The following is an 11175-nucleotide window of genomic DNA, read 5'->3' as shown; positions in this document are numbered from 1 at the left end:
TCAACTGACGGGGAATCAACGGGCCCGCGGGCCACGACGGCACGTCAGTTCTGCGAAGGGACCGAGGGTGCGCCGCTTCCCGTGCCCGGCTCCAGGGCGTCAAGGGCCCGGCGCAGTCCGGTGAGTTTGCGTTCGAGATGGGCGGCGGTGGCGACCGCTGCCGCGTCCGCCGACTCGTCGTCCAGCTGTTTGGAGAGCGCCTCGGCCTGCTCCTCGACGGCCGCGAGACGCGCCGACAGCTCGGCGAGCAGACCCGCGGGCTCCTTGGCGTCGCCCGCCGCGGACTTGCCGCCGCCCTCGAGCTGGAGCCGCAGCAGGGCTGCCTGCTCCCGCAGTTGGCAGTTCTTCATGTACAGCTCGACGAAGACCGAGACCTTCGCGCGCAGCACCCACGGGTCGAACGGCTTGGAGATGTAGTCCACCGCGCCCGCCGCATAGCCGCGGAAGGTGTGATGCGGCCCGTGGTTGATGGCGGTGAGGAAGATGATCGGGATGTCCCGGGTCCGCTCCCGCCGCTTGATGTGCGCGGCGGTTTCGAAGCCGTCCATTCCCGGCATCTGGACGTCCAGCAGAATGACCGCGAAGTCGTCCGTGAGTAGTGCTTTGAGCGCTTCCTCCCCGGACGATGCCCGCACCAGTGTCTGATCGAGCGCAGAGAGGATGGCCTCCAGCGCCAGCAGATTCTCCGGCCGGTCATCGACCAGGAGGATCTTGGCCTTCTGCACCATGGCCCGCCCTCCTCGCCCCGGCGGTACACCGGGCGCCGCCCCAGAGGACGACTCCCTTGCGCCGTCCGTCCTTGTGCCGGTCATGGTAGCCGCACCCCGCCTGTCGCCACACCCTGTCACCGCGATGTCACTGTGCACGTAGCAGAAACGCAGTGGGAGACCAGAAGGTTCCCCGAATACCGTGGTTCTACACGGCCTCGGCCACACTCTGTCAGCAACTCCGTGTGACCAAGCCGGTTCTCGGTCACTGCGCGCGCATCCACTGCTCCATCACCGACAACAGGTGGTCCGGGTCGACCGGCTTGGTGACGTAGTCGGAAGCGCCGGAGTCGATCGCCTTCTCCCGGTCGCCCTTCATCGCCTTCGCGGTGAGCGCGATGATCGGGAGCCCGGCGAACTGCGGCATCCTGCGGATCGCCGTCGTCGTCGCGTACCCGTCCATCTCCGGCATCATGATGTCCATCAGAACAACCGTCACGTCGTCGTGCTGTTCCAGGACTTCGATGCCCTCGCGGCCGTTCTCCGCGTACAGCACCGACAGGCCGTGCTGTTCCAGGACGCTGGTGAGCGCGAAGACGTTGCGGATGTCGTCGTCGACGATCAGCACCTTCTCGCCGCCGAAGTGGATACCGGGCCGCGCGGACGGAGTCTGCCCCGTCGCGGACGGCCACTGCTCCTGCGGCCGCTGGTCCTGGGCTCCCGCCACCGGCTGTCCCGGCAGGGCCGGCGGCTCCTGTGCGGGCGCGGGACGGCGTCGCCTGCGGAAGAGCGCCGCGGGCCCCGTGGCCGCCTCCTGGTGCACCGGAGCGCTGTCGGGCCGCACCACGTCCTCGGTGGCCGGGGCCTCCTCCAGGGCGGGCAGTTCGCGCGGTCCGGGCGCGGGCGCGAGCTGCGTGTAGCCCTGGGGCGGCAGTTCGCTCGGGTGCAGCGGCAAATAGAGCGTGAAGGTCGAGCCGCGGCCCGGCTCGCTCTGGGCGTGGATCTCGCCGCCGAGCAGCCGCGCGATCTCCCGGCTGATGGAGAGACCGAGGCCGGTGCCGCCGTACTTCCTGCTGGTCGTGCCGTCCGCCTGCTTGAACGCCTCGAAGATGACCCGCATCTTGCTGGCCGCGATGCCGATGCCGGTGTCGGTCACCGAGAAGGCGATCAGATCGGCGTCCGCGTCCCGCAGCGAACCCGCCTCGAGGAGCTGCTCGCGGATCGCGTTGGGCACGTCGTTGTTGGCGTGCCTGATGACCAGCTCGACCGCTCCGGAGTCGGTGAACTTCACCGCGTTGGAGAGGAGGTTGCGCAGCACCTGGAGCAGGCGCTGTTCGTCCGTGTGCAGCGTCGCGGGCAGCTCCGGGGAGACGCGTACGGAGAAATCGAGGCCCTTCTCTGCGGTCAGCGGGCGGAAAGTGGCCTCTACGTAGTCGACGAGTTGGACCAGGGCGATGCGCGTCGGGGAGACGTCCATCTTGCCCGCCTCGACCTTCGACAGATCGAGGATGTCGTTGATGAGCTGCAACAGGTCCGATCCCGCGCCATGGATCGTTTCGGCGAACTCGACCTGCTTGGGGGTGAGGTTCGCATCGGCGTTGTCGGCGAGCAACTTGGCGAGGATCAGCAGGGAGTTGAGCGGGGTGCGCAGCTCGTGCGACATGTTCGCGAGGAACTCGGACTTGTAGCGCATCGAGACCGCGAGCTGCTCGGCGCGCTCCTCCAGGACCTGCCGCGCCTCTTCGATCTCGGTGTTCTTGACCTCGATGTCACGGTTCTGCTGGGCGAGGAGTTCGGCCTTCTCCTCCAGCTCCGCGTTCGAGTCCTGCAGTGCCTTCTGCCGGTTCTCCAACTCGGCCGAGCGCTCCCGCAGTTGCTCGGTGAGCTCCTGCGACTGCTTGAGCAGGACCTCGGTCTTCGTATTGACGCTGATGGTGTTGACGCTCGTCGCGATCATCTCGGCGATCTGGCTGAGGAAGTCCTTCTGGATCTGCGTGAAGGGCTGGAAGGCGGCCAGCTCGATCACGCCGAGCACGGTCCCTTCGAAGAGCACCGGAAGCACGATGACCTGTGCGGGCGGCGCTTCGCCGAGGCCGGAGGCGATCCGCAGATAGCCGGACGGCGCGTTCTCCACGAGGATCGTGCGCCGCTCCTTGGCGGCCGTGCCGATCAGGGTCTCGCCGGGCCGGAACGACGTCGGCATGGACCCCATGGAGTATCCGTAGCTGCCCAGCATGCGCAGCTCGTACGCGTCCTCGTGGTCGCCCCCGAGATCGTTGCCGTCGTCCGTGGGCATCGCAAGGAAGAAGGCGCCGTGCTGCGCGGAGACCACGGGCGTCAGCTCGCTCATGATCAGCGAGGCGACGTCCTCCAGGTCGCGCCGGCCCTGCATCAGACCGGAGATCCGGGCGAGGTTGCCCTTGAGCCAGTCCTGTTCCTTGTTGGCCAGGGTGGTGTCGCGCAGGTTGGCGATCATGGAGTTGATGTTGTCCTGCAGGACCTGGATCTCGCCCGCCGCGTCGACGTCGATCTTCAGGTTCAGGTCGCCGCGGGTCACCGCGGTGGCGACCTCGGCGATGGCACGCACCTGACGGGTCAGGTTCCCGGCCATCTCGTTCACGGACTCGGTGAGGTCGCGCCAGGTGCCGTCGACGTCACGCACGCGTGCCTGGCCGCCCAGCTGCCCTTCCGTGCCCACCTCGCGAGCGACCCGGGTGACCTGCTCGGCGAACGACGACAGCTGGTCGACCATCGTGTTGATGGTGGTCTTGAGCTCCAGGATCTCGCCGCGCGCGTCGATGTCGATCTTCTTGGTCAGATCACCCTTGGCGATCGCGGTGGTGACCATCGCGATGTTGCGGACCTGCCCGGTCAGGTTGGACGCCATCGAGTTCACGGACTCGGTGAGGTCCTTCCACGTACCGGAGACGCCCGGCACGCGCGCCTGACCGCCGAGGATGCCGTCGGTGCCCACCTCGCGGGCCACCCGCGTGACCTCGTCGGCGAACGAACTCAGCGTCGTCACCATCGTGTTGACCGTGTCGGCGAGCTGCGCGACCTCGCCGCGCGCCTCGACCGTGACCTTCTTGGTGAGGTCTCCGTTGGCGACCGCCGCCGAGACCTGGGAGATGTTCCGCACCTGGCTGGTCAGGTTGTTGGCCATCAGGTTGACGTTGTCGCTCAGGTCCTTCCAGATGCCGGTGACGCCCGGCACCCGCGCCTGACCGCCCAACTGCCCTTCCGTGCCCACCTCGCGGGCCACCCGCGTGACCTGCTCCGCGAACGACGACAGCTGGTCGACCATCGTGTTGACGGTCGTGACGAGTTCGAGGATCTCGCCCTTCGCGTCGACGGTGATCTTCTTGGAGAGGTCGCCCATGGCGACGGCCGTGGTGACCTCGGCGATGTTCCGCACCTGAAGGGTGAGGTTGTTCGCCATGCCGTTCACGGACTGCGTGAGGTCCTTCCAGGTGCCCGAGACGCCCTGGACCTCGGCCTGACCGCCGAGGATGCCGTCCGTGCCCACCTCGCGGGCGACCCGCGTGACCTGCTCGGCGAAGGCGGACAGCTGGTCCACCATCGTGTTCAGGGTGTTCTTGAGCTCCAGGATCTCGCCGCGCGCGTCCACGTCGATCTTCTGCGACAGGTCACCGCGGGCCACCGCCGTCGCGACCTGCGCGATGTTGCGCACCTGCGCGGTGAGGTTCCCGGCCATGCCGTTCACGGAGTCCGTCAGATCGCGCCACACACCGGCCACGCCGGGCACCTGCGCCTGACCGCCCAGGCGCCCCTCGGTGCCCACCTCGCGGGCCACCCGGGTCACCTGGTCGGCGAAGGCGGAGAGCTGGTCGACCATCGTGTTGATGGTGTTCTTCAGCTCCAGGATCTCGCCGCGCGCGTCGACCTCGATCTTCTGCGAGAGATCGCCGCGCGCCACGGCCGTCGTCACCTGGGCGATCTGACGTACCTGCGAAGTCAGGTTCCCCGCCATGAAGTTGACGGAGTCGGTGAGGTCCTTCCACGTACCGGAGACGCCCGGCACGCGCGCCTGACCGCCGAGGCGCCCCTCGGTGCCCACGTCGCGCGCCATCCGCGTGACCTGGTCGGCGAAGGACGACAGCTGGTCCACCATCGTGTTCACGGTGTTCTTCAGCTGGAGCATCTCGCCGGAGACGTCGACGGTGACCTTCTGCGACAGATCACCGTTCGCGACCGCCGTCGTCACCTGCGCGATGTCCCGCACCTGCGTGGTGAGATTACGGAAGACCGTGTTGACCGAGTCGGTCAGATCCTTCCAAGTCCCTGCCGCACCCGGCACGTTGGCCTGACCGCCGAGCTGCCCCTCGGCACCGACCTCGTTGGCCACGCGCGTGACCTCGTCCGCGAACGTCCGCAGCGTCTCGGTCATCTGGTTGATCGTCTCGGCGAGCTGGGCGACCTCGCCGCGTGCGCTCACCGTGACCTTCCGCGACAGATCGCCGTTGGCGACGGCCGTCGTGACCTGGGCGATCCCCCGCACCTGCGCGGTGAGGTTGCCGGCCATGAGGTTCACCGAGTCGGTGAGGTCCTTCCACACGCCCGCCACGCCGGGCACCTGCGCCTGGCCGCCGAGCTCACCCTCCGTGCCCACCTCGCGGGCCACCCGGGTCACCTCGGAGGAGAACGAGGAGAGCTGGTCCACCATCGTGTTGACGGTGTTCTTCAGCTCCAGCATCTCGCCCGCGACATGGACGGTGACCTTCCGCGACAGGTCACCCTTGGCGACCGCCGTCGTCACCAGCGCGATGTCCCGCACCTGAGCGGTCAGGCGGTACGCCATGGTGTTCACGGAGTCCGTGAGGTCCTTCCACGACCCGGACATCCCGCGCACCCTGGCCTGCCCGCCGAGCTTGCCCTCGGTGCCGACCTCGCTGGCCACGCGCGTGACCTCGTCGGTGAACGTGGAGAGCTGGTCGACGAGGTTGTTGACGGTCCTGCCGACCTTCAGGAATTCGCCGCGCAGCGGATGGCCGTTCCCGTCCACCGCCTGCGCCCGGAGCTCCATCCGCTGCTCCAGGTCGCCCTCGGCCACCGCGGAGAGGACCCGGCCGACCTCGGAGACGGGACGTACAAGATCGTCGACAAGCGCGTTCGAGGCATCGATCGCGGCGGCCCACGAGCCCTCGCTCGCTCCGCCCTCGAGACGTTCCGTGAGTTTTCCCTCACGTCCGACCATGCGCCGCACCCGCGACAGCTCACCGGTCAGATGCAGATTCCGGTCGGCGACCTCATTGAAAACAGCCGCGATCTCCGACATCACGTCGTCGCCGGAGACCGTCAGGCGCTTGCGGAAATTTCCGTCCCGCATCGCCACCAGGGCGGCCAGGAGCCTGTTCAGCGCCGCCGCGTCCACGGAGGCGGTCGCCCCATTGCGTGGTTTGCGCTGTTTGTTCAGGGACTGTCCGTCTTTCGCGCGCGTCTTAGTGCCCCGCGTCGCTGCGCCAGACTCCACTGTGTCCCTCCCGCAAGGGTCGACCGGTACTGCTCGGGTTGTTCTGGGCTCTCTTCATGAAGCTTGCCCAGTGTTTCACCATGGCTGAACCAGGCCATAACAGTTCGGCAGCTTCGCACACCGTCCGCACACCCTCCGGGCGGAAACACTGACGACCGGCATCAGCATGGACGGCGAAGGTAAGTAACCTTGCATCCGGCTGTCCAACCACCCCGGTCCTGCCCGGCCAGGGCGGTGGTACACGAACAAGCGGGCATCGGAGGGGCGGCCGCACCATGAGTTCGGGAGACCTGGGCGTCGATACTGTCGATACTCGTACGAGGAGTGCTGTGATCACCGCGCGCGCGGCTGCGACCTTCGACCCCGTCGGACGTTCCGTCGCGACGGCCCGCTCCTTCGTGCGCGACACCCTCCAGGGCTGGGGGTTCACGGACATCGTCGACGACGCCGTCGTCCTCACCAGCGAGCTGGTGACCAATGCCGTGGTGCACGCGGGCACGGCCGCCGACGTCCTGTGCCTGCGCTCCGACGACGCCGTACGCATCGAGGTCTCCGACCGCTATCCGGAACGCGAGATCCCGCTCCAGCAGTCCTCCGTCAACATGGGCAGCCCCGACCGCGAGGGCGGCCGCGGCCTTCAGCTCTGCGCCGCACTCGCCACCCGCTGGGGCGTCGACTACACCCCCACCCACAAACAGGTCTGGTTCCAACTCGACCTCCCCGACCGCCCGGTGGGCACCCGCACCGCGGGCCCCTCCCTGCCGGCCAACCTCCTCCCGATCGCCGACGGCCGCGTCCGCGTCGCCGTCGTCCAGATCGACCGGGTCGGCGCCATCTCGGCCTGGAACGAGGACGCCGAGGAACTTTTCGGGTACGTCGCCGAGCAGGTCATGGGCAAACCCCTCAACGACCTGGCGGCCTGGCCGCACACCCCGGGCACCAGCACCGGCATCGCCGAGGCCCTCCAACTCTCCCGCTGGGAAGGCAGTTACGGAATCCGCGGCTCCAACGGCTGCGTGATCCCCGTCTACGCCTCGCACCTGCGCGTCCGCGACACCGACGGCGAACCCTCCACCGTCTGCCTCCTCGTACGCGACGAGGAGCGCGCGGTGCTCCAGACCCCGATCCGCGGCGCGAACCCCGAGCAGAGCACGCTCAGCGAGCCGAACGCCACGGACCCCTTCGAGGTCTTCATCGGCTCCCCCGCCCCCGACGACCTCGACGGACTGCTCCAGCGCACCGTCGAACGCGCCCGCGACATGCTCGACGGCGACGCCGCCTTCCTGCTGCTCGCCACCGACGACGAGACCGAGCTGGAGGTCCGCGCCTCCACCGGCCTCCCGTCGGCCCGCCAGCGCTTCGCCCGCGTCCCCGTGGAAGCGGGCCCCGGCCGCTACGGCTCGGCCCGCATGCCCGCCGTCCACGAGGACCTCACCGTCGTCCCCGGCGCCGTCCCGCTCCTCGGCGGCACGGGCATGCGCTCCGTCGTCACCGTCCCCCTCAAGGTCGAGGGCCGCCTCACCGGCTCCCTCGGCGTCGCCGCCGAGTCCCCCGACCGGTACTCGAACGAGGAGGCGCTCCGCCTCCAGTTCGCCGCCGACCGCATCGCCCTGGCCGTGGAATCCGCGCGCCTGGGCGAGCTGGAGCGACTCCGCCGCGGCTCGCTCTCCTTCCTCGTCGAGGCCTCCGACCTGCTCGCGGGCACCCTCGACCGGGACCAGACCCTGGCCCTGATGGCCCAGATGACGGTCCCCACGCTCGCCACCTGGTGCGCCGTCTACACCATCGCGGACCAGTCGGCCGAGCCCTATCTCTCGTACGTCCTGCACGAGGACGAGGAGCGCATCGACGGCCTCAAGGCGCTCCTCTCCAAGATCGCCCCGCCCGACCCGGTGCCCACCCCCGGCGCCCGCGTCTGGGCGGCCCCCTCCGAAGCCGCGCACCAGGCGGCCCTGCGCACCTCCATGCGCAGCCTGGGCCTCGGCGAACCCATGACCCTGGGCTCCGGAATCGGCACGACGCTCTCCACGGCATCGGCTGTGGGCGGCGAGACCGTGGTCCTGCCGCTGGTCGCCCGCAACCGCGTCATCGGCATGCTCACGCTCGGCAAGCCCTCCGACGAACACTTCCGCCAAGAGATCCTCGAATTGGCCGAAGATCTCTCCCGCCGAGCGGCCCTCGCCCTCGACAACGCCCGCCTCTACTCCGAGCGCATGGCCATCAGCCAGTCCCTCCAGCGCAGCCTGCTGCCGCCAGGACTCCCGCAGGTCCCCGGCGTCGAGGTCGAGGTCATCTACCGCGCGGCGGGCGAGGGCAACGAAGTCGGCGGCGACTTCTACGACCTCTTCCCCATCCGCGACGGCGCGTACGGCTTCGCGATCGGCGACGTCTGCGGCACGGGCCCGGAGGCGGCGGCCGTCACGGGCCTGGCCCGGCACGCCCTGCGCCTGCTCGCCCGCGAGGGCTTCGGCGGCCCCGCCGTCCTGGAGCGCCTGAACGCGGCGATCCTCGACGAGGGCGCCCGCAGCCGCTTCCTCACCCTCCTGTACGGCGAGCTGTGGCCCCAGGAGGACGGCTCGGCCATCCTCAAGATCGTCTGTGCCGGACATCCGCTCCCGCTCCGCCTGCGCCAGGACGGCACGGTCGAGCCGTACGCGGAACCGCAGCCCCTGCTCGGCGTCATGGACGACCTCGAGCTCTACGAACAGACGATGACGCTCGACCCGGGCGACGTCCTGCTGTGCGTGACCGACGGCGTCACCGAGCGCCGCGAGGGCACCCGCATGCTCGGCGACGACGGCCTGGCGGACGTCCTCACCACCTGCACGGGCCTGACGGCCGGCGCGGTCGCGGCCCGCATCATGCGCGCCGTGGAGCGCTTCGCCACGGACGCCCCTTCCGACGACATGGCGATCCTCGCGATGCGCGTCCCCGGCCTCCAGAAGGACTGACACTCCCCGGGCGCCGAGGGGCGCCCGGGCCCAGGAACCACAAAAGGCCCCCGCCCAACTGGGCGGGGGCCTTCATGAGTTGAGCCCCCAAGCGGAATCGAACCGCTGACCTTCTCCTTACCATGGAGACGCTCTACCGACTGAGCTATAGGGGCCTGTTGTCCTTCGCGGTTTCCCGCGTCGGCAACGAGATAGATCATACCCGAAATCGAAGGTGCCTCGAACCGCCCGTTCCTCTGGACCGACCGCACCCGCGCTGTCAGCCTGCGCGCATGCCGACCCGACCGGGCACGTCCTTGCGGTACGCCGTGTCAGCGGCGCTCACCGCCCTCCTCCTGCCGCTCGCGGCCTGCGGATCCGACGACTCCGACGGCCCCGACACGAAGCCCACGAAGAAGTCACCGGCCACCGAGACCCCACACCCCGGCGACCAGAAGATCACCACATCCTGGAAGGGCGACAAACGCGTCTACACGGTCCACGCCCCACCCGGCTACAAGCCCTCCGCCCGACTCCCCCTCGTCATCGCCATGCACCCCTACCCGGGCAACGGCCGGGCCGCCGCAGAGATCAGCGGCCTCAACGCCAAGGCCGACAAGGAGAACTTCCTCGTCGCCTACCCCGACGGCCTCAACCAGGGCTTCAACGCCCTCATCTGCTGCGGCACCGCAGACGACGTCGGTTTCATTCGTACGATGACGAAAACATTGACCGGCACCTGGAAAGCCGACCCGGACCGCATCTACGCGGCCGGCATCTCCAACGGCGGCGACATGGCGTACAAACTCGCCGTCGAACTCCCCGACACCTTCGCGGCGATCGCCCCGGTCAGCGGCGGCTATCTCGGCACCGACGCGGAAAGGGCGTCGTACATGCCGAAGACACCGGTCTCGGTGATCACCTTCATCGGTGGTCTCGACAAGTACTACTCCGGTATGGACGAAGGCATCACGAACTGGCAGAAACGCCTGGACTGCCAGTCGGCCACGCCCCAGAAACTCAAGAACAAAATCAAGAAGACCACGGCGAAGTGCCGGGACGGCTCGGACGTGGTCGTCTACCGCCTGCCCGACATGGGCCACGCCTGGCCCGACGGCGCGGGCGGCACCATGTCCGATCCGACAGCGGGCATCAATGCGACCGACCTGCTGTGGGAATTCTTCAAGACCCACCCCAAGAAGACGCCTCAGCCCTAGAACGCCGGCTGAAGAAGCCCGCCCAGCGCATTGCACGCCGAGACCACGCGCTGCAGATCCCGCCGCGACAGCGACGCGTCGACCGGCAGCGCCAGCGTCTCGTCCGCGGCCCGCTCGGTCTCAGGGAGCACGACGTCCCGCCAGAACCGCGGCATCCGGTGCACAGGCGTCTTCACGGGCACCCGGCAGTCAACTCCCTTGGCCCGTACGGCGCGTGCGAACGCGTCCCGGTCGGGCCGCCCGTTCCCGGGCACCCGCACTACGTACTGCTGGTAGCTGTGCCCGGCACCGCCGGTCGGGGTCACGACCCCACTGAGCCGCCCGCTGAGGTACGCGGCGTGCGCCCGCCGCCGGGCCTGCCCGTCGGGGGGCACCTCCAACTCGTCCTGCTCCAGGACGAGAAGCCCATGCCGCTGCCCCACGCCCCTCAGCCGGGCCACATCGGCCTGGTTCCCGAAGCGGTGGACCACGACGACGGCCGCCGTCCGTGGGGTCACCACGGCGGCAACGGCGTCCGGGTCGAGGCAGTACGTCGACGGCTCGATGTCGGCGAAGACGGGCATGGCTCCCGCGTCGACGACGGCTTCAGCGACCTCGGCGTTGCCGTAGGCCGGCACGACGACCTCGTCACCGGTACCGACACCCGCGGCGCGCAACATTCCAACTGTCCCCATACGGCGGATGTTGGCTGCACAACGTGAACGGCAAGTGACGCAAAACAAAAAAGAGCTGGTCCCTGAACCGAAGTTCAGGGACCAGCTCTTCTATCAAAAGGAGTTCGGCGGCGTCCTACTCTCCCACAGGGTCCCCCCTGCAGTACCATCGGCGCT

5 protein-coding genes and 1 tRNA gene are annotated in these 11175 nt (G+C 68.9%); 2 read left to right on the top strand and 4 right to left on the bottom strand.

Annotated features, from left to right (window positions below; all coding sequences use genetic code 11):
• Positions 1–44: 44 nt before the first annotated feature.
• On the bottom strand, positions 45–728 hold the full coding sequence (locus ACFWZ2_RS34345; RefSeq protein ID WP_384552461.1) for a two-component system response regulator: 684 nt from the start codon (positions 726–728) through the stop codon (positions 45–47).
• A gap of 244 nt (positions 729–972) precedes the next feature.
• Positions 973–6099, bottom strand: coding sequence for a HAMP domain-containing protein (locus ACFWZ2_RS34340; protein ID WP_384552459.1), 5127 nt, complete (start codon positions 6097–6099; stop codon positions 973–975).
• Between the two features lie 374 nt (positions 6100–6473).
• On the opposite strand from ACFWZ2_RS34340, the gene ACFWZ2_RS34335 reads away from it, so the two are divergent.
• Positions 6474–9149 (top strand): SpoIIE family protein phosphatase, encoded by a 2676-nt coding sequence (locus ACFWZ2_RS34335; protein WP_384552457.1) that lies wholly within the window; start codon positions 6474–6476, stop codon positions 9147–9149.
• 82 nt (positions 9150–9231) lie between these two features.
• On the opposite strand, the gene ACFWZ2_RS34330 is transcribed toward ACFWZ2_RS34335, so the two are convergent.
• Positions 9232–9304, bottom strand: a tRNA-Thr gene (locus tag ACFWZ2_RS34330).
• Positions 9305–9421: 117 nt separating this feature from the next.
• Between ACFWZ2_RS34330 and ACFWZ2_RS34325 the strand changes: the two genes are divergently transcribed.
• Positions 9422–10345 (top strand): alpha/beta hydrolase family esterase, encoded by a 924-nt coding sequence (locus ACFWZ2_RS34325; protein WP_384552455.1) that lies wholly within the window; start codon positions 9422–9424, stop codon positions 10343–10345.
• Here ACFWZ2_RS34325 and ACFWZ2_RS34320 read toward each other — a convergent pair.
• Entirely contained in the window at positions 10342–11004 is a 663-nt protein-coding gene (locus ACFWZ2_RS34320) for a DegT/DnrJ/EryC1/StrS family aminotransferase (RefSeq protein ID WP_384552556.1), read from the bottom strand. The genes ACFWZ2_RS34325 and ACFWZ2_RS34320 overlap by 4 nt on opposite strands.
• Positions 11005–11175 lie beyond the last annotated feature (171 nt).

Origin of the sequence: Streptomyces sp. NPDC059002 (assembly GCF_042740435.1) — a bacterium.
GTDB lineage: Bacteria > Actinomycetota > Actinomycetes > Streptomycetales > Streptomycetaceae > Streptomyces.
Note: the sequence above shows the minus strand (reverse complement) of the source record. Positions and strands in the feature narration are given on the sequence as shown.

Excerpts from the sequence above, each read along its gene's own strand:
- ACFWZ2_RS34325 (WP_384552455.1), top strand. The coding sequence starts at position 9,422 with ATGCCGACCCGACCGGGCACGTCCTTGCGGTACGCCGTGTCAGCGGCG.
- ACFWZ2_RS34345 (WP_384552461.1), bottom strand. The coding sequence starts at position 728 with ATGGTGCAGAAGGCCAAGATCCTCCTGGTCGATGACCGGCCGGAGAAT.
- ACFWZ2_RS34335 (WP_384552457.1), top strand. The coding sequence starts at position 6,474 with ATGAGTTCGGGAGACCTGGGCGTCGATACTGTCGATACTCGTACGAGG.
- ACFWZ2_RS34320 (WP_384552556.1), bottom strand. The coding sequence starts at position 11,004 with ATGTTGCGCGCCGCGGGTGTCGGTACCGGTGACGAGGTCGTCGTGCCG.